Origin of the sequence: Paenibacillus glycanilyticus (genome assembly GCF_023715145.1) — a bacterium.
GTDB lineage: Bacteria > Bacillota > Bacilli > Paenibacillales > Paenibacillaceae > Pristimantibacillus > Pristimantibacillus glycanilyticus_A.
Genome location: NZ_JAMBNP010000001.1, coordinates 534,506 through 554,187, shown reverse-complemented (window position 1 = coordinate 554,187; position 19,682 = coordinate 534,506). Strand labels below are relative to the sequence as shown.

Here is a 19,682-nt window from a genome sequence, read left to right as displayed (position 1 = left end):
GCTAAACCCGCCTTCTGCACGATTGAATCAGTGCGTGTACTTGATCCCACGCGTCCAGCTTGTCGTGCAACTCCGCACTACCGGTTTCCGTGAGGCTGTAGAATTTCCTCCGACCACTTGCTTCGTTTTCGATCCAGTAGGAACGAAGTAACCTTTTGGTTTCGAGCCGTTTTAGCGCTGGATAGAGCGTCCCTTGGCTCATTTGGTACGAATCTTGGCTCAACTCCTTCAACTGTTGGACAATCTCGTAGCCGTATGTATCCTTGCGTGCGATGATGGAGAGCAGAAGGATGTCGATGCTGCCTTTTAAAATCTCTTTGTCCATGCAATTCACCTCTTACAAATATTGTATAGCGACATATGTCGCTATACAAGTATACATTTAAAATTTTTTTGTGCTATACGGTCGTAATGCTAACGGGTAACTTTAGTTGAATAAGAAAAGGGCAGCTGATCAGCTGCAATTTGTCATTAATCCTTGCATGATATACTAATGTAGTTTAGTTCTAATATGTCCATTTAGTTTCCCCCACACATATTCTATGGATTCCACCGCCGTTTACTGCGGGTCCTACGAAACTTAGTACTGCTTCTCACATGAACTTCCTGATACACTCGAAGAAACTGTAGGAGTAACTCGTGGGGGGATTATTTTGACTCAGGCAGACGTAACTCAGATGCTTGTTCGCAAACTAGTAGCCGCTTATTTTACTTCTTGGGCAATTTCCCTTTGGTTGTCCTTTCCTAACATAGTTTTTAGAGGAGCCAACTGGAACGCAGCAGATTATTTGCTTTCGGTTCAAGTGATTGCTTTGTACGCAAGTCCCGTCATCTTTATTTATGGAGTCCTAGTTTCTTCAATCCTTGAAGCAATAGCTGTGAGCTTAAAGGTAAAAGGTCTGGTTGCGGTATTAGTATCCGGTTTACTCCATGTCACTTTTGGTCATTGTTTTGGCCTTCTGATTCATTCTCCACAATTAAGCCTCATTGGGGGAGTCGCGTCGTTCCTTTTCTTCAGTTTAGATTTACTCATCGTTCGTTACATCCTGAGTCTTAGATTAAAGACAGGATTAATTTTCTTCGCCTTGCCTATTTTTTCTTTATTGCTTATTGCGGGTACTATCAATGCGATATCGCCTCCGTCGCCTCCGATGCCCCCATTTACGGCAGATGATGCTTTACATTTTGCCACAGCCGGTAAAGGCACATCTATTGACGTTTTCCCTAAGGAAGAGGGAAAAGTTAAGCTGAAAATTGAAAACTATTACATTGAGAGGGAAACGAAAGTTGAGAAATCCTCTCGAAAGGATACTTATAATGTGGTATTCACCGAACGTTGGCGTAAAGGTGAAGAGAATGGTCAATATCAGATGGTTTATGAGGTCAGTCGAGGGAGCATGGAGCTCAAAAGAAGCACTCGACCGAAACCTCCGTATTTGTGATTTAACTATAGCCATCCCAGTAATGATTGTTACTTAATCTATAACGGGCTTAGAGTAGCGCTTAGCAGCTTCGCTTTCGCAACTAAGGTTCAGATGCCCTCTACAATACGTTTTGAACTTACGCGTTGAACTATCGGGAGACTATAGTTCAATGACGGTACGGCAGCTGGTCAAACAATCAGCTGCCGTTTTCATTGAAGTAACGGGCAGCAGTTTAGTTTCAATATGTGGTATTATAATATGGAAATTAGATCCAATGACTGAGGTGAAAAATGACTCCCAAAGAAATGTTTAAAAGAATGTTAACCGAAGATATAGCTCCTCTTTTTAAAGTGAGAGGATATAGAAAGAAAAATGCTACCTTTGTAAGAGAATCTAAAGAGGTTATTCAGATTATAAACTTCAGGGCATCAAGCTATAATTTACCGGATTATTATACCTTTTCAATTGAAATTGCTTTATTTTCAGAATCATATTTTTCAGCATTAAATTTGAATAAACCAACAAGCTGGTTTTCCTATCAGAGTTACAGACCCATCATTGAAACCAGCTTGATGTATCTTAATCATAAGAAAGAAGGAACGCACTTTCCTGATTGTCACATCACAGAAAGTACTGAGATATCCGCTTTATCGGAGAAGATAAAATCCAAGCTAGAGACACTTGTTTTTCCGTATGTTGAAAATATAAATAGTACAAACGATATAATTGTTGAAATCGAGAGACAAGTGTCAGAGGAAGATACAGGGACAAGAGTTGCGCAATATGATTTAATACCTCTTTACTGTATTATTGGAAACCGATCTAAAGCTGAAGAAGCTTTGGTCTACGCATGGAATAGAAAAATATCAAACCCCCATTACACAAAATTATTAAAAGATTTTACTCAGAAATTAGGTTTAAGTGTTTTGCCAGATTAACCGGATTCGGTCGCTCTAATTGTCCTAACGGTAAACTATAGCTGAATTAAGAAGCACGGCCGCCGGCAACATTAATTGACGGCCTTTTCTCAATGGGAGGATAGTTCAAATGATTCTCGTGATTAGAACGTATTATGCAACTACTTCAAAACATGATATTTGGAGGAATGACGATGAAGTTAAATTTCAAATACTCTGAAAGAGAATTTATCAGGGGGATGAATCAGTCAAATGGTGATTCCAAACGTTTGTTAGTAGATTTCATTATTACATTAGCTCTTCTCGGTTTTGGGATTTATCTATACGTGAATGGTTCAAACGGGCTCTTAGTAGCATTTTTAATTGTTATTTCAATTGTATCTATGTTCATCATGTTTGCCCGATTGATTATAGTTCCTAGAGTGATATTTAGGAAAGAACCGAAGTACAAAGAGGAGTATGAACTTGAGTTTCTCGAAGAAGAAATAAGGTTTACAGCTGGAGCACTAAAATCATCAATACCATGGAGCTTTTATAAAAAAATTAAAGAGACAAAAGAGTTTATTTACCTAGTCTATAGTAAAAGAGGATTTGCAATCATTCCTAAGCGGGTGTTTGATACCCCTGAAGGAATGAAAAATTTTTTAAGTCTAATAAGTTCGAAGATAAAGAATTAGGTTCAGCCGATACATTTCAGGATTAAGCTATCGGGAGACGTTAGTAAAATTGAGGAGCGAAGCAAGGAGTAGAGCAATGAAGAGGATTGGTTTTGATTTTCTCATAGCATTCATTTTCATTGGAATTTACATTATTATTAAGCAATTAGGTTGGTTACCTGATCGTGATACTATTTATTCAAATGGTTGGACTATGTTTATTTATATAGGTTTAATACTTACTTTTTTATTATTATCTTGGATAAGAAGAAGGCATAAGAAATAAATTGCCAGTATACCTACATTTACTAATCGTTATAGAGTAACGTTGCGCTAACTGGGAACGTTAGTTCGATAAGACAATCAGACGAGGCGGCTGGTAAAGTTAGCAGCCTCTTTTAGTAATGGCAGGATAGCTTGGTACTAACATTGAATTCATTGGGAGAAAATAATTTAATTGTGAGGTTAATCTAATGACCATTGAGTATCGGACCCCTATGCTGCTTCAACAAATAATGCTTTGGGAGAGAGGGTTTTCCCGAGAAGTAGAGTATTTGGAGACTCTTACGGGGCTTTTCCTAGGCATTGATTTTAATGAGAAGGAAGGGTATTTCTGTACGCCAGTGGATTCTTTTCCGTTTGCTCGTACTGGAGTAGATGGTATACACTACGCCTTGTTAACTGATTTTGGCCTTGTCAAAGACTTGGATGAAGCACCAGTGATACAGGTATCACCAATGGATTTAGATCGCATACAGCTTGTTGCTCGAAATCTGCACGACTTTTTTTCGCTACACATATTTGACGAACAGGCATTACTTAACGATTATCCGAGTGAAGAAGCGTATCTTGAGAGTGTTCGTAAGGGAGAGGCTCAAGATCTGAATTCAAAATGGTTTGATCATGATCGATGGAAACGAGAGAAACAGAAGGTGTTGAACGAAGTTCAAGAAAGATTCAACCTGAAACCAATTCCGAACCCTGTCCAATACCTGCAAGAGATTAGATTTGAACGGAGTCAACAGATAACAACTTTGACGGAAGATTCCCTGGGCATATTGGCCCCGCCCGCAGGAGCAAAGGAGAAAGAAGAATTTTTTGCTTCAGTTCGGAACTTGCAGCATACATTCTCTTCTAACAAGACTATAATTGAGCGCCATGCGAATGAACTTCTTAAAATGGGAAGAACCCATGAGGCGGAGTCGTTGCTCGCTCGATTGTTAAACTAACGGTTGAACGATAGTGGAATAAACAGGAGCTGTTTGTCGCGGCTGAACTGCTCCCTGTTTTCATTAATGAGCGGTTATTAAGTTAGAAGGGTCTAATAAGTACTTATCGAATATGTAACTAACCAAATAGTGGAAGGATGCTGATTCGTGTATAGAGTTGATGTTGCATATTCACTGATTACAAATGAGGAGCAAAACAAGGTATTAATCGTTAGAAATATTCACTCCTCAAGTTGGTCATTGCCTGGTGGTGCAGTAGAGGCCGACGAATCATGGTCATCTGCGGCGATAAGAGAGGCAAGAGAGGAAACTGGTATTGAAGTTGAATTATTAGGTATTAGTGCAGTAAACGAATGCTTTTTTGAAGATAAAGGTGAACATGTAGTCTTTGTAACGTTTAAAGCAAAACCAAAGAATACAGACATAATGATTACGCGACCACATGAAATAGCCGAGTTAAAGTGGGTTGGTTTTGAAGAGGCTGATCAGAAAATGCCGTATTATAAACACGGAATAAGAATACTAGTTGAATCAGATGTAATTCTGTACGATTTTCAAGGGAAACAAACTATAAAAACATACAACTCATTGAAGTAACGGTGAACTATAGATCAATCAAAATAAGCTACAGAAGCTCTACCGCAGTTCAAAGTGTACCTTCGAGAGCGGGAACACCGCCGCCTTAGCCGAGGAACACATTCGATTTAAGTAAGGGAAGCATTACTTTTGGCCTTTGCGCATGAAAAAAGTCATGTGCAATGACCGAAGGCGATGCTTTTTTTTGTGTATACTCATGACCTTTAACAGGTTTTGTACTCCGTTATCCTTGGTAAGATCTAGGTGTAAGAACTAACGTACACTTCGGCTCGCGTACATTTAGCGATTCAATATCAAAAGTGATGGCGGAGAAAAAGGGTTGCACGAACTCCGCACCGCAGTTAGGGGGATGGAAAGACAGCGATTGATTCAAAATGAGGATGTGCGTTGAATAGGCGACTCTGTTCAGCCCAACCATAAAATGTACATAGGAGTGAATGTGATGTTAGGGAACCAATCGAGATGGCCGGCTAAGAGCACGGCGATACTGCTCATTGCGTCATTTATGCTTGTTTTGCTTTCGGCCTGCGGGCAGAACGGCAATCAGCAAGTCAGCGAAAGCGCCGCGGATATCAATCCTAAGAAAGTGGCCTTAACCACTGCAGGCAAGCCAGCCTCAGATAAGCCGAATTCCGACGAAGAGCTGGTCAAAGAGCTTCCAGGCTTCAAGAACGTCTACAAGGAAGCGAATGGCGTCAAGCTTCACTATGTCGAGGGCGGGAAGGGCGAGCCGCTGTTTATCCTGCCGGGCTGGCCCGTTACCTGGTATTCGTTCTCCAAAATGATGCCGGAGCTGGCCAAGAACTATCATGTTTATGTCGTGGAATACCGTGGCATGGGCAGCTCGGACAAACCGCAATCGGGCTATGACAAGAAGACAATGGCAAAGGATATTTATGAACTGGCCAAAGCGCTAGGCTACAAGAGCATTAACATCGCCGGACATGATATTGGCGCGACAATCGCGTACGCTTATGCTGCGAATTACCCGCAAGCCACGAAGAAAGTCGTGTTGATGGATGCCTCCCATCCGAATGAGAACTTTTTGAAAATCCCGATTTTGCCACCGGCGGGAGTGTACGACGAGAGTGATCCCGAACGCGCGAAGTTCTACTGGTGGTTTGCCACTAATACCATCCCGGGCTTATCGGAGCAAATGCTGCAGGGCAAACAGCTGGATCTCGTTTATAATTGGATTTACGATTATATGGGCTACACCAAGAATGCTCTCAGCAAAAAGGAACGTGAGGTTTACCTCGCGGCCTATTCTCAGCCCGATGCGCTCCGAGCCGGGAACGAATGGTACAAATCGTTCAGAGACGATATCGAAACATTTAAATCGTACAAACCTCTGTCCGTGCCCGCGCTTGGCATCGCCGGCGTGTCCGGTTACGGCATGCTGGAGCAGTTCTTAAACGAACATGCGCCGAATTCAAAGACGGTGAAGCTAGAAAAAACCGGACATTGGATTATGGAGGAGAATCCTAAAGCGGCCATTAAGCTATTCAGAGAGTTTTTCCAGTAGATCGGATTCAGCAACTTTTCAGACTTTAAAGTGGAATGGAATGGTTCGATGGGGCATTAGCAGCGGGCGTTCCCTTACGGGACATGCTCATGGTGATGCCTTTTCGGAATGGCTCCAGGATGAACGAAATTCTGCCAGCAACAACTAGTGCTGAGCCCTCATATTGGGAGAACGACAAGAAAGCCAGTCCCGCAGCTAGTTGTTCGACACGAGTTTAGGAACTCGTTAGGGTCGAATTCAATCCCAGAATGGGGAAGTTCAGTACAGATTAGTGGTCGGATTCTGTATTTCCCGATTTAGAACCTTGATAAATCAAGGTTCTTTTTCATTGGTACGTATTTTTATGTCGTATTTTTTGGACGTGAAAATCCCTCTATACTGGGCTGACGACAAGAATAACACGTTATTAAGGGTTATTTGAGCAGGTTGCGTTGAGAAAATGAAGTGTTAGCCAGTCAATACTTCATTACGACTAAAGGGCAGTTTACTTCCGATAATTACATTACTTTTCAATAATACTTTCCTTTGCAAAGTACGTATTAATCGAGCCAAATGGAGTGTGAATAAGGAAATACAATCGCTCTCAAAATAAATCCGAAAATTTGGCAAGAGAGAGCTCCCTCCTTGATTGCCGTGATTACAACCAGTATGGTTATAATGGCATTTGGTATAAAAAATCGCATTCTATTACTCGTAAGTTAAGTATATAAGAGGCCGGTCACTGGTACATGAAACGAAGTGATTGAGAGCTTGAGAATAAATACCATAAGAATTTTTAAAAGAAAAATGAACTTTTGATACCCCAGTATTCTCTTATCTATGAAAGGGGGGAGAACATGTTTGTAAACCGTTTAGTAAGACAAGCCAAAAAAGGAAACAAGGAAGCACTGCTGCAGCTGATCATGGCTGATCAGGACGCCTACTACCGTCTAGCCTATTCCTACATGGGGAACGAGCATGACGCGCTGGATGCGATGGAGGATATGATCGTCACGCTATATGAGAAGATCGATCAATTGCAAAAGGGCGAAGCCTTCTATAGCTGGAGCAAAACGATTCTGGTTAACCGATGTAAGACGATGCTCCGCAGGAAAGAGAAGTATCAGCCGCTCGAGGAGGAGCAGGAAATGACTCTGCCAGCATTAACGGAAGAAAATCCGTATCGCAGCATGGAATCCGAAATGGACATGCAGACGCTTCTGTCACACTTAAATGCTGGACAGAGGGAGGCTATCGAGCTCCGTTATGTCCATGACTTTCCTTATCAGACGATCGCAGATATGACAGGCGTACCGCTCGGCACGATCAAATCAAGAATTTCGCAAGGCATTCAGAAATTGAAAAACATCATCGGAGGTGATCGTTATGAATACGATTGAGGAGAAATTTCAAAGGCACAAACATAATTTGAATCAGATGAAAGCTCCCGCTCAGCTTGAAGATCGGCTGCGTCAAGCCCTTCACCGGCTTCCAGACAAAAAACAGAAGCGAAGCCGAGCTTTTACTTGGACCGTATCGACAGCTGCAGCGCTTATTCTTATTATTACAACGTATCAATATCCCGCTTTGGCTTATTATGGAGGGAAGCTGCTTAGTGGAAGAGATCTGACTTCACTTAATTTCACCGAAGTTGCTGAGCATGGTTATGGTCAAACGATTAACAAAAGCAAGACACTTAAGGACGGCACAGTCATTACGATCGACGGCGTGATCGCTGATGATAATGCCTTTCTCATGTATTACACCATCGATCTTCCTGAGGAGCAAACCTTTACTCCCGGAGAATTTATTAATTATGATGTCTATCGGATAAAAGGATTTCTGACGGATTCTGATAGGATAGAAGGCGGAGGTAATTATAGCGAGGATTGGAAACAGTTTCATGGTATGCAAAAATTCAAGCCAGTAAGTCCTTTCGCACGGACATTAACGGCTCAATTTGGTGAGCGTATGGACAATGGGCAACAAGCCTTATATCCGATCTCCTTTAAATTTGATGCTAATAAGGCTATGAAGAGCATCATTAAAGAGGATATATCGAAATCTGTACCTGTTGATGAAGGAACCGTTGTGTACGACTCAATCACCGCTTCTCCAACTGCAACGGTCATCCGAGGGCACTATGAAATGAACAATGGAGAACATCCGTATTTTCCGGGTACAACAAAGCTTATTATAAATGGTTCCGAAGTCGAATCCTTTGGATATCGATCAGATGGACTCAGTACCAAAGATAAGCCTACGTTTGAGTATAATTATGATGTCCTTCCAACGTCACATATTGAAACTATGGCAATAGTAATGGAGAGCTCAACCGGCTATGAGAAAGTAATGGAGCCGATTCCGTTAACGGCGCCTTCCGATCGTTCCGTCAAGATCAACAATGAAAAGCTATGGATTCGAAGCGTCACCAAGACCGAGACCGGTTATGATATCGTAATTGCAAGAAAAGAATTCACTATCCTGAACACTGAGAATTTAGCTGTACAAGCTGGCGGCAAGCGAGTGCCTGTCACCTCGATCACCTCGTCTCGTCCGTGGGATTTGGGAAATGGGAACATATTAAGGGAGCAGACTTATTCTGTCCAAACAACTGACAAACCCGAGTATCTTCTGTTAGATGGTTTCAAATATCTTAAGAAATATAATAAGACGATTTCTATTCCTGTTACCGAAAAATAAGCGACGAAGAAGTTCCTTCGGATATCCAACAATTAAGAATGGATCGAGCTCCATAGCGATGTTATTGCTTCTCTTGATTCTGTAGCCCCGCCTCGGCATCGAGTGCGTCTTCCATGGTTACGCACTCGACTGTTGCGACCGTTACAAAGGGAAAAGTAGATCAGACTCGCGACGAGGACAAGTATTCGGTGTGCGAGCAATTGCGGTTCAGAATTGCGTAGTTATATTTCAAAGATACAGGTTTCTTCGATCTACATGAGTATTCTTTATTTTATCTCAACACTTCCTTCAAAAGAGATGTGATACGATCTTTTTACTCTCACATATAAGGAGGCGCCGCAGACATGAATCCTAATAGTATAGCTAACGATATTTCTAAAACACATATTGCATTTATCGAATTTGGTTCTTATCCAGTAAGGAACGGTAATAAGATTCGCCCTTTAGTTGATAGTGCCCCTACCTTCAGGCGCATTTGTGAAGCTATTGCTGAAGCGCAGCATAGTGTTTGGTTAACGATCACATTCATGGACCCTGATTTCCAGATGCCAGGAGATCGCGGCACGCTGTTCGATGTGTTGGATCGTGCGGTAGAGAGAGGGTTGGACGTTCGAATTATTTTCTGGCGTCCAAATCCGGAGAGCAGCGGGTATGGTCAAGCTTTCCTGGGATCTGATGCTGACCGTGAAATGCTCGCAGCACGGGGATCGCGCTTTCGCATCCGCTGGGACCGGACTAACAGTAAATATTGCCAACACCAAAAAGCTTGGCTCATGGATGCTGGACATGAATCCGAGACGTCATTCGTCGGTGGGATCAATCCGACGTTTAAGGCTTTTGAACCCGGCCATATCGGTGAGGGACATCGGCATGATGTCTTTGTCGAGGTGACAGGTCCTTCAGCGACCGATGTACATCACAATTTCGTTCAGAGATGGAATGAGGCCAGCGAACGTCTGGTAGTTGATGGCGTATGGGGACATAATGGAGAGGATGAGTTGTTGTTTCCGACGCGCGTATCCACTCTACGGGGACATACCCAAATGCAGATACAAAGACAAGTATCTCCGGGTCGTTACAGCGATAGTTATCCTACCCCAGGAGGATCTCCTTACGATATAGCTACTGGGGAACGATCTGTTTTAGAGCAATACAAACAGGCAATTGATGCAGCTCAACGCACCATTTATCTTGAAAATCAGGCATTACCGGTTCCGGAGATCATAGCGAAAATAGAGGAAGCTCTAAAGCGAGGCGTGGATATTGTTCTCCTGGTCCCCGATCCCGAATCCTATGTTCTTGCATTCCATGGGATGGATGTAAAAAAGTTCTTCGACCAAATGGAGACACTCTGTCGATATGAGAATTTTACTCTTGTCGGTATTGCAGGGCCAAATGGACAGGGAGGGCGAAGTAATATTTACATACATGGAAAGATCATGCTCATCGACGACTCTTGGGCAACGATCGGTTCCTGCAATCTGCACTCGAATTCACTTTATGGTCATACTGAGATGAACGCATCGTTCTGGGACCCTAAAGAAGTGAGGTCAATTCGCTGTCAACTTCTGGACGAACATTTAGGTCAAGACACTCGGCAGCTGGACGATCGTGAGGCGCTTAGACTTTACCGAAACATAGCCCGTAAAAATCAGCTTAGACGAGAAAACGGTGACTTCGATTGGCAGGGTCTTGCTTATCGCATGGACTCCACGAATTATGGAGAAATCAAAAGGGAAGTTACTTGATGAAGTAAGAAATTAAGACCCGATAAATTTACATTTTACATAAAACCACCGAAATCAAGATATGATTCGGTGGTTTTCCATTTTTCTGGGTATTTATAGCGTTAGTTTTACAATTCCTTAGGCTGGGTTTAACGCAGAAGAAACATCCGCTCCTTAATCTATACCTATGGGAACGGTCCCATGTGGGAACGGTCTCACAGCAGTGAAAGGGAGTGCATCGTGGATAATCCGACTATCAAAGAGATCGCCCGGCGCGCCGGGGTGTCCAAATCTACCGTTTCGCGGATCATTTCCGGGAATGGATATTCCAGCCCGGAAGCGCGCAATAAGGTACTTGGGCTGATCGAGGAATTGCAATATAAACCAAACGCAGTTGCAAGAGCGATGGTGTCGCAAAGGACTCATAACATCGGGGTGCTCTTATATAGACGAGATCTTCCGATTGCCTCACATCCCTTCTACGGAAAAATCGTCGATGCCGTCTTGTTGGAAGCAGCACGGTTAAACTACTCGATATTTGTTACTACGGATCACGATATGTCTTATCGTTCGGCCGACTTCATGATCGAGAAGCGGGTGGACGGGCTTATTCTCATCAGCCGGCTGCAGCAAAACGTCATTGACCACATAACAAACTTCGGCATCCCATTCGTTATGGTGAACGGTTCGACGGACGTTGATGGCGTTATCCATATCGTCAATCAGGACGAGGAAGGCGGCAGGATGGTCGCCGAGCATTTGACGCAGACCGGGCATAAGCGAATATTCGTCATCGCCGGGCCGCAGAGCCATCGCAGTCACCATTTGCGCCTGAGGGGATTCCTGACATCTATAAGGCAGTCTGGTATTCAAGAATCCAATGCGTCAATTCAATCTGCGGGGACTTCGACCTTTGGAGAAGGATACGAGATCATGAGACGAGAGTGGAATCAATTTCGGGAGGGCGGGTATACGGCACTTTTCGCCACCAATGACATGCTCGCCATGGGCGCGATGAAATTTCTGCTGGAACAGTCTGTCCGGATTCCCGAGCAAGTATCGGTAGTAGGATTTGATGATGTTGATTTCGCGGCGATGTTCTCGCCATCCTTGACGACGATCAAGGTGGATGCCGGTGATATGGGCACGAAGTCCGTCCATCTGTTAGATCAACTGATCCGGCAGGAACAAAACGTTGAGCATCCCAGTCAATTGGTCCCCCGGCTGATCGTCAGACAGTCAACCAAATAACGATATATGCATACCGAAAGGAGCGATAACCCTTCATGCGCTGGTATTTCAAGGCACTTGGAACAAGGAAAATCATTGAATTTATTGTGCTTGTTATCTTCGTTATCTTCTTTCTAGGACCTCTGCTGAACTTGGCTATTCTAGCTTTCACGGGGAAATGGAACTATCCGGACGTTATGCCAACTGAATGGTCCATGAAATGGTGGGCTTTCGTCTTCAAACAGGAGGACATCCCGCAATCCATCGGTTTATCCTTCATGATCGCTGCTATTGTAACAGGGCTGTCTATCGTGCTGTGCATCCCGGCAGCCTATGCGTTCGCACGCATTCGGTTCCCGTTCAGCCGTTTCTTCCTGTTCTCGTTTCTACTGACTCACGCGTTTCCGAAGATGGGGCTGTATGTCTCGATCGCGGTGCTTTTCTACAAGCTTGGTTTGATGAATACGCTGCTTGGCGTTGTCCTGATCCATATGATCAACGTGCTTATGTTTATGACGTGGATTCCAACTGCAGCCTTCCGGAATGTGCATCAAGCACAGGAAGAATCGGCAAGAGACGTGGGAGCGGGTCCGTTCCGGGTATTTCTCAAAATCACCTTGCCAATGGCACTGCCGGGTATCATCGTAGCTTCTATTTTCACATTCCTTAACTCACTCGATGAAGCGCAGGGCACGTTTCTGGTCGGTATCCCGAATTACAAAACGATGCCAATTGTCATGTATTCCATTATTAGCGATTATCCAGCTTTTGCTGGCGCGGTGTTCTCGATCATTCTAACGGCGCCAACGATTATTCTGCTGCTCGCCGCTAAGCGTTTCGTAAGCGCGGATGTCATGTCCAGCGGGTTTACTTTGAAGTAATGAGGCAACTATTGCAAGACAAAGGAGGCCATTAGGGTATGGTTCAGGGCATTCAAGTCATTCAGGACAAGCAACAAATTCACCAAGTACAGGACAGTCGGGAGATTCAACTCTCCGTTCAACAGTTATCGAAACGTTACCGCACCGGCGAAGGTGTCACCTCGATCTCTCTTGATGTGCATAAGGGTGAGCTCATTACGCTGCTTGGACCTTCCGGCTGCGGCAAAACGACAGTGCTGCGGAGCATCGGAGGGTTTCTCGAGCCGGACTCCGGCGACATTCTCATTGAAGGCGTGAGCGTGCTTAAGTCACCGCCGGAGAAACGTCCAACCTCGATGGTGTTCCAAGGCTACAATCTATGGCCGCATATGACAGTGTTCGATAACCTGGCATTTGGTCTTAAAATACGCAAGATGAAGAAAGCCGAAATCAGTCAACAGGTCAAAGATGTTCTGAAGCTCGTACGATTGCCGGATGCCGAAAATAAATTTCCAGGTCAGTTGTCCGGCGGTCAACAACAGCGCATTGCGCTAGCCAGGTCATTGCTCTTGAAGCCTGCCGTTCTTCTGCTCGATGAGCCGTTCTCGGCGCTTGACGCCAAGCTTCGGCATGAGATGCGGGAGGAATTACGGGAGATTCAGGCGGAAACCGGCCTAACGATGGTATTCGTCACGCATGACCAGGAAGAGGCGTTGTCTATCTCCGACCGCATCGTCGTTATGAATCACGGCAACATCGAACAGATCGCTTCGCCGCAAGAAATATACGATCAGCCAAACACGCTTTATGTCGCCCAATTTATTGGCAAAATGAACTTTTTGAAAGGGGTGGTTTCGGAGGGCCAAGTACTGGTAGGGAAATTGAAGTTTCCAAATTCGAAATCGTTGTCCGGCGGGGTATGGCTGGCAATCCGACCTGAGGATGTCATCTTATCGAATCAAGAACAAGAGGGTCTACCCGGCGTCGTCAAACAGATCATGGTTCTAGGCCATTATGCCGAAGTATCGATTCAATTACCGGAGTATGGCGTTATCCGGGCGTTTCAGCCGCGTGATGCCGTCAAGGAGCTTCATTCAGGCGACCAAATTTATGTCAGCTTCAAGAAAGTCATCACGTATCCGGAAGTCTAAGCAGACTAAATCTCAAACGCGACCAAAAAAACCTAATGCCAAGGAGGCAATTAGCATGTTAAGCAAAAAATCCACCCTAACATTACTGACCGTAACAACCGTTACCGCAGCTCTTCTCGCCGGTTGCGGAAACTCGAATAATTCGGATACTGCGAACGCTGGGGCATCTAACGCCAGCACGACGAATGCGGGAAGCAATGCGGCCTCGGCGGATCCGACGGCACAACAAGTCGAGTTCAGCTTCTACTTCACAGGCTCCGAGAACGTAAAGAATCTTTGGGATACAGTTATCCCCATGTTCGAAAAGGATCATCCGAACATCAAGGTTAAAGAGGTGTATATTCCATCAGGTACCGGCGCGCAACCGACGTACGACCGCATTCTTGCAGCGAAGCAGGCTGGCAAAGGCTCCGGCGGGATCGATCTGTACGAGGACGGGCTAAGCAACGTAACCCAAGGACAAAAGGATGATCTCTGGGAAACGCTTGATCCTGCCAAAATCAGCAACCTCGCTTCCGTTGACGCCAATACGATGAAGGATGTATCCAATCTGGCCATTCCGTATCGTTCGTCCGCCGTGGTACTTGCTTACAACAGCGAGAAGGTGCCAACTCCTCCGAAGACGCTTGACGAGTTGTTCGCTTGGATTAAGTCGAATCCGGAACGCTTCGCGTACAACGATCCTTCCACCGGCGGCGCCGGCAGTTCGTTTGTCACAACAGCGCTGTACGACAAGCTTTCTGAAGATGCGATTCATAACTCCGATCCAAGCATTGAAAAGGAATGGGACAAGGGTTTTGAGACGCTGAAGGACCTCGGTAAATACGTGTATGGCAAAGGCATCTATCCGAAGAAAAACCAAGGCACGCTGGATCTGCTCATCAGCGGCGAAGTAGACATGATTCCGGCTTGGTCAGACATGGCGCTTGAGCAAATCGGTAACGGCCAGCTGCCGGATACGACTAAAATCGCGCAAATTACCCCGGGCTTTAACGGGGGACCGACGTACCTGATGGTACCAAAGCTGTCCGATAAAAAAGATGCTGTTAATGAGTTTCTGAACTTCGTGTTATCGCCGGAAGCGCAAGCGGTTGTCGTGACCAAAATGCACGGCTTCCCAGGGATCGAGCTATCGAACATGCCGCAGGACATTCAGGATTCCTTCAAAGGCGTGGCTGAAGGTTTCCGGACCTTCAACATCGGCGACCTGGGCAACGAGATCAACAAACGCTGGCAAAGCGACGTAGCGGCGCAATGATGAAGAAACAAGTGAAAATGGGGATACTGGGATTGCTTATGGTTATCCCCTCTTTTTTGCTACTGTTCGTCACAGTCGTCATTCCGATCGCAGTCTCTTTCAAGGAGAGCTTAACCAACAAGGAAGGTGGCATCGACCTGTCGAATTACAAGTTTTTGTTCACGGACAAGCTGATGCGCTCCAATATCGTATTTTCGTTGGAAGTGACCGTTATATCGGTCGTAATCGTGCTTATCATTAGTTATGCGCTGGCAGCTTACATGCGTTTCAATAAAGGCAAGTTAGTCGGGTGGATTCGGAATATGTACATGATCCCGATGTTTATTCCTTCGGTTATTGCGACGTACGGCTTGATTCAGCTGTTAGGCAATCACGGCTGGGTAGCCCGGTGGGTGCTGCTGTTTGGCGGCAGCGGAATTCCTCGTATTATTTTCGATATGAAAGGCATTATTATTGCTAATTTGTGGTTCAACATTCCGTTCACGACCATGCTGCTTGGTTCTGCCTTGGCGGGTATTCCAGATTCGGTGATGGAAAGCGCGAAGGACGTAGGAGCGGGGAAACTCCGTATCTTCACCCGTTTTATCGTTCCGCTTACCTACAAAACGCTGCTCGTGGCGGTAACCTTCGTCTTTATGGGCGTTATCGGTTCGTTCACCGCACCGTTCCTGCTTGGACCTAATGCACCGCAAATGCTCGGCGTATCGATGGAACAAATATTCGGCGTATTTCAGGAGAAGGAACAGGCATCCGCGCTCGCGTTCTTCACTTTCCTGCTTTGCTCGTTCATGGGCTATTTCTACATCCGCAGCATGATTAAGGAAGAGGGGGCGCGTTCTTAATGAAACGTCTTGTTCTGGAAGCGGATGGACAGGTGACTCCGGTATGCTCCAAAACGCATATTGCCTATAGTTTTCATCTGGATCAACAAGGCGGCAAGCTTTGGATCGACTTCGCTTACGAACCTAAAAATCTTGATGACCCCGAGCAAGCTCGTCAGTTCATTTCGACTGGCATCAACAAATACACGGAACCGGCGCAGCGCGGTCGATTGCTGGAGAAGTGGGAATCGTTTCTTCCGCTTAAAAACTTGATTACCGTTTCGGTCGACGATCCCAAGCAGCACCGCGGCGCCGGTCATCGACACGATCCTGAGCAGCTGCTGTATATCGGGGGCAAGGATGCGTCTCCTGGGTTCGTCAGCGGCGAGCTGACCGGAGGGCTGTGGCGGGTTACGTTAAGCCTGCATGAGATTGTAACGGACAATTGCCGATACCGTTTGCGAATTCACCATGAGGAGGCTTAACAGGATGCGCTGGATGGCATGCGAGCTGCACAGTCATACGGATCACAGCGACGGCAGGCAATCCCTGCTGGAACTTGCGCAAGGAGCGAAGGCACTCGGCTTTGATTGCGTAGCGCTGACCGATCACAATACGATGACGGGTTTAAAGGATAGGGAAATTGTCGAGCAGGAGACAGGCCTGACCATTATTTCAGGCATGGAATGGACGACGTTCTACGGGCATATGGTGACGATCGGGCTGACTGAATTCGTGGACTGGCGTCCCGCGGGTCCGGGCGATATTCACGAGGGGATCGAACAGGTACATGCGCTTGGCGGAATTGCCGGCATGGCGCATCCTTATCGCATCGGCAATCCGATTTGCACAGGCTGCTTCTGGGAGTTTGAGATTCGCGATTGGAACCAGCTGGATTATATCGAGGTATGGTCGGGAACGTTCCCGTCGATTAAGACGGACAATACCCGCGCGTTTCGTCTATGGACCGATCGATTGAACGACGGCTTCAAGATTGCGGCAACTTCGGGAAGGGACTGGCATGTGCAGGAACAGACGGATACCCCTATATCGGTTACGTATTTGCAACTCGATGAAAGCAAAGGCAGCGTAACGGAACAAGCCGTTCGTGCGCTTGCCGAAGGCAAAGCTTCAGTAACAATGGGACCGTTAGTGACTTTGGAGCTGCGTACAGAGAAGATGATTTACACGATCGGAGATTGCGTGCCGGAGCAGGAACGAAGCAGTAGCTACGAGGCTGTTGTGGAGATCGATTTTCAAGTGAGAGAAGGCTTATGGGAGTTTCCAGAAGCTCGTTATTTGATCACGCTAATGAGCAACCTCGGCGTTATTGGCGAGAGGAATGCGAGCCCGGAACAGGAGCAGTATCGTTTCGAGATTCGCGGTAATGGATTAAAGTGGGTTCGGGCAGAGCTTAAAGGAACGGTGCGTGGTGCACGTACGATAATTGCTTTTACGAATGCGATTTACGCGGAATCCGAATAAACTTATGATTAACTAAAGACGCTAGTAAGGAGTGTGGCAAGAATGACGCGAAGTTTTCCGCTGATTACGGCTCACGCAGGCAGCATGAACACGGAAGCGCATACGCTGCGTTCGGTCCAGATCGGACTTGAGTCCGGCGCCGACGTGGTGGAAGAGGATATTCGAGTGACCAAGGATGGGATTCCTGTGCTGGCACATGATAATGAATGGCTTACCGTTGAACGGTTGAATGCGAATATAGCTGCAATGACTTACTCGGAACTAAACGAATTACTATTGGAAGCGGATAGCGGCAAAGTAACTGGCCTCCTTCGGCTGGAAGATATTTTACCTCTCGTACAAGCTTTCGGGAAAATCGTGAATTTGGACTTGAAGGTGGATGCGGCGATTGAGCCGACAGCGGCGCTGGTCCGCAAATTCGGACTGTCGCAGCAAGCTTTTTTCTCGGGCTGCGAGTTGGGACGTGCGTTACTCGCGGAGCGGCTGCAGCCGGAAATGCGCAAGCTGCTTAACGCCAGTGTCGAGCTGTTCAAGACCTTGCCTTACCGGGAGGCGATGATTCAAACCTGTGCGGATGCCCGCGAAGCTTCCTGCATTGGAGTGAATATTTATCACGGAATCTTGCGGCAAGAGTTTGTTGAATATGCCGCAGGACTTGGAATGCCCGTATACGCATGGACCGTTGAGGATGAAGCGCTCATGCGCCAATACGCCGATTGGGGCGTTCACTCCATCACTACCCGTAATGTTGCGTCCTTAATGCAAGTGAAGCAGGCATTCCAGGATCAGTAACCTTCGGTATAAACTAATCCATACTATTGGCGTCCTTATCATCGAAAGACGCGCGGAAAGTCGGGAGCAGCTGATCCGCTACCCACTTATGCTTTTCCACTGAACCATTGCCAATAAAGATATCGATATAGTATGTCTTCTCCGGTAAGCGGAGGATCCAGAATTGAGAGTACGTGACGGAGAACGGTTCATTATGGCCGGCCACAAAACCGACGAAACTACCGTCGTTCGTCTTCAACGTCCGCTTCAGAACCGTAAACCAGGACGTAAGGATTGGCTTCTTCAATTGTTCCAATGCTTCGTCATCCGTAAATGGCTTCCCGCCGTCATCTGCCCATATCGTAATATTGAAACTAGATTCTGGATTCGCATTTAACGATCCACTCCAGCTCCAGCCTCCCGGATGGGTCTCAAATCCAAACCAACTTGTTGCGGTCGATTCGCTTGGGTTATAAAGTGGTGCCGCGATCGACCAGCTATCCATACTGCTGCCTATACGATGCTTGCCGTCGACAAGAATATCAGCCGCTCTCGTATTGCGAATCGTTGTATTCTTGCTGTCAAACTTTACTACGGCTTCAAGGGATTCGACAAAGACCCGCAATGGAACCATAAATGCGCCTTGCTTCTCTACCGCCGGCTGAGGCAGTTTTACAACTTTCCGTTCACTTGAGCTTCCAGCGCGCCGAGTTTCAGTAAAGCACTGTGCCATTGGAAAGAGGCTGTCTTCAAGGTATGTCCTTGAAGGCAGCCTTATTTGTCTGTAATCGTATAGACTTACTAAATCTGGATATAGGCAGATGCATTAGTAACACTAGCGGAGGTAATTTCATACGTATATCTCATGAATGATCAACGGCGTAGGCGAGATCCAGCTGCCCTAATGGTAAATCTTCAACAAAGCCCGAACCGTTGCCAGAATCTTGATCATATAACGGAGGCAATAGCGATGAATGAATTTAAAAACAATCTTCAAAATTTGAATATTGACCCTTACAAAGCAACCGGTATAACGCCAAACCCCGGTCAAGGCCAAGTTGATCCTAACAATGCACGGCTTTGCATCGGATTTTGCATCGGATTTTGTATCGGTTTTTGTTCCTGCGGAGGCTGTGCCGGATGCGGCAACTGCGTAAGGTGCGGAGGCTGTGCACGCTGCGGAGGCTGCGCTCGTTGTGCCGGCTGTGCGCGCTGCCGCTAATGCATCATAAATAATCAAGCAAATGGACCATACTTAACGCCCCGTGAGCGATTCAGCTCACTGGGGCGTTTTTTCTGCAATAAGAATTGACATGACGGACAAATAGCCATACATACCTTTAAATAAT

At 45.9% G+C, this 19,682-nt stretch carries 20 protein-coding genes; 18 read left to right on the top strand and 2 right to left on the bottom strand.

The genetic code is table 11. From position 1 onward, the window contains the following. Position 1: 1 nt before the first annotated feature. Positions 2 to 325, bottom strand: a complete 324-nt coding sequence (locus M3194_RS02555; protein WP_251651454.1) for a PadR family transcriptional regulator — start codon at positions 323 to 325, stop codon at positions 2 to 4. Between the two features lie 328 nt (positions 326 to 653). On the opposite strand from M3194_RS02555, the gene M3194_RS02550 reads away from it, so the two are divergent. From M3194_RS02550 to M3194_RS02470, 17 genes are all read left to right on the top strand, one after another. Beyond that, a complete protein-coding gene (locus tag M3194_RS02550) occupies positions 654 to 1,442 on the top strand; it encodes a hypothetical protein (protein WP_251651453.1) in 789 nt (262 codons plus the stop codon). A gap of 272 nt (positions 1,443 to 1,714) precedes the next feature. Continuing rightward, positions 1,715 to 2,362, top strand: a complete 648-nt coding sequence (locus M3194_RS02545) for a DUF4304 domain-containing protein (RefSeq protein WP_251651452.1) — start codon at positions 1,715 to 1,717, stop codon at positions 2,360 to 2,362. A gap of 173 nt (positions 2,363 to 2,535) precedes the next feature. Further along, positions 2,536 to 3,018 (top strand): YcxB family protein, encoded by a 483-nt coding sequence (locus tag M3194_RS02540; RefSeq protein ID WP_251651451.1) that lies wholly within the window; start codon positions 2,536 to 2,538, stop codon positions 3,016 to 3,018. A 452-nt stretch (positions 3,019 to 3,470) separates the two neighbouring features. Next, on the top strand, positions 3,471 to 4,226 hold the full coding sequence (locus tag M3194_RS02535) for a hypothetical protein (protein WP_251651450.1): 756 nt from the start codon (positions 3,471 to 3,473) through the stop codon (positions 4,224 to 4,226). A 147-nt stretch (positions 4,227 to 4,373) separates the two neighbouring features. Beyond that, positions 4,374 to 4,823 carry an NUDIX hydrolase gene (locus M3194_RS02530; RefSeq protein ID WP_251651449.1) on the top strand — a complete coding sequence of 150 codons (450 nt, stop codon included), beginning with the start codon at positions 4,374 to 4,376 and terminating at the stop codon, positions 4,821 to 4,823. 442 nt (positions 4,824 to 5,265) lie between these two features. Then, positions 5,266 to 6,348, top strand: a complete 1,083-nt coding sequence (locus tag M3194_RS02525; protein ID WP_251651448.1) for an alpha/beta fold hydrolase — start codon at positions 5,266 to 5,268, stop codon at positions 6,346 to 6,348. An 836-nt stretch (positions 6,349 to 7,184) separates the two neighbouring features. Continuing rightward, a complete protein-coding gene (locus M3194_RS02520) occupies positions 7,185 to 7,727 on the top strand; it encodes an RNA polymerase sigma factor (RefSeq protein WP_251651447.1) in 543 nt (180 codons plus the stop codon). Beyond that, positions 7,714 to 9,030: a DUF4179 domain-containing protein gene (locus M3194_RS02515; RefSeq protein WP_251651446.1), complete on the top strand. Its 1,317-nt coding sequence runs from the start codon at positions 7,714 to 7,716 to the stop codon at positions 9,028 to 9,030. The genes M3194_RS02520 and M3194_RS02515 overlap by 14 nt, the downstream gene beginning before the upstream one ends. A gap of 344 nt (positions 9,031 to 9,374) precedes the next feature. Then, positions 9,375 to 10,778: a phospholipase D-like domain-containing protein gene (locus M3194_RS02510; protein WP_251651445.1), complete on the top strand. Its 1,404-nt coding sequence runs from the start codon at positions 9,375 to 9,377 to the stop codon at positions 10,776 to 10,778. 219 nt (positions 10,779 to 10,997) lie between these two features. Then, a complete protein-coding gene (locus M3194_RS02505) occupies positions 10,998 to 12,008 on the top strand; it encodes a LacI family DNA-binding transcriptional regulator (RefSeq protein ID WP_251651444.1) in 1,011 nt (336 codons plus the stop codon). Positions 12,009 to 12,043: 35 nt separating this feature from the next. Beyond that, positions 12,044 to 12,868 carry an ABC transporter permease gene (locus M3194_RS02500; protein WP_251651443.1) on the top strand — a complete coding sequence of 275 codons (825 nt, stop codon included), beginning with the start codon at positions 12,044 to 12,046 and terminating at the stop codon, positions 12,866 to 12,868. Positions 12,869 to 12,906: 38 nt separating this feature from the next. After that, positions 12,907 to 13,998: an ABC transporter ATP-binding protein gene (locus M3194_RS02495; RefSeq protein WP_285889060.1), complete on the top strand. Its 1,092-nt coding sequence runs from the start codon at positions 12,907 to 12,909 to the stop codon at positions 13,996 to 13,998. Positions 13,999 to 14,053: 55 nt separating this feature from the next. Continuing rightward, a complete protein-coding gene (locus tag M3194_RS02490; RefSeq protein WP_251651442.1) occupies positions 14,054 to 15,256 on the top strand; it encodes an extracellular solute-binding protein in 1,203 nt (400 codons plus the stop codon). Next, a complete protein-coding gene (locus tag M3194_RS02485) occupies positions 15,256 to 16,098 on the top strand; it encodes an ABC transporter permease (RefSeq protein WP_251652100.1) in 843 nt (280 codons plus the stop codon). The genes M3194_RS02490 and M3194_RS02485 overlap by 1 nt, the downstream gene beginning before the upstream one ends. Then, positions 16,098 to 16,562, top strand: a complete 465-nt coding sequence (locus tag M3194_RS02480) for a hypothetical protein (protein ID WP_251651441.1) — start codon at positions 16,098 to 16,100, stop codon at positions 16,560 to 16,562. Before M3194_RS02485 ends, M3194_RS02480 begins: the two co-directional genes overlap by 1 nt. Before the next feature lie 4 nt (positions 16,563 to 16,566). Then, positions 16,567 to 17,562, top strand: a complete 996-nt coding sequence (locus M3194_RS02475; protein WP_251651440.1) for a CehA/McbA family metallohydrolase — start codon at positions 16,567 to 16,569, stop codon at positions 17,560 to 17,562. Between the two features lie 42 nt (positions 17,563 to 17,604). Then, positions 17,605 to 18,354: a glycerophosphodiester phosphodiesterase gene (locus M3194_RS02470; RefSeq protein ID WP_251651439.1), complete on the top strand. Its 750-nt coding sequence runs from the start codon at positions 17,605 to 17,607 to the stop codon at positions 18,352 to 18,354. Positions 18,355 to 18,367: 13 nt separating this feature from the next. Here the strand turns inward: M3194_RS02470 and M3194_RS02465 are convergent, their stop codons facing one another. Beyond that, positions 18,368 to 19,066, bottom strand: a complete 699-nt coding sequence (locus M3194_RS02465) for a stalk domain-containing protein (protein WP_397334261.1) — start codon at positions 19,064 to 19,066, stop codon at positions 18,368 to 18,370. Positions 19,067 to 19,198: 132 nt separating this feature from the next. Here M3194_RS02465 and M3194_RS31585 point away from each other — a divergent pair, with 132 nt between their 5' ends. Then, complete coding sequence (locus M3194_RS31585; protein WP_397334260.1) at positions 19,199 to 19,555, top strand: heterocycloanthracin/sonorensin family bacteriocin; 357 nt, start codon at positions 19,199 to 19,201, stop codon at positions 19,553 to 19,555. Positions 19,556 to 19,682 lie beyond the last annotated feature (127 nt).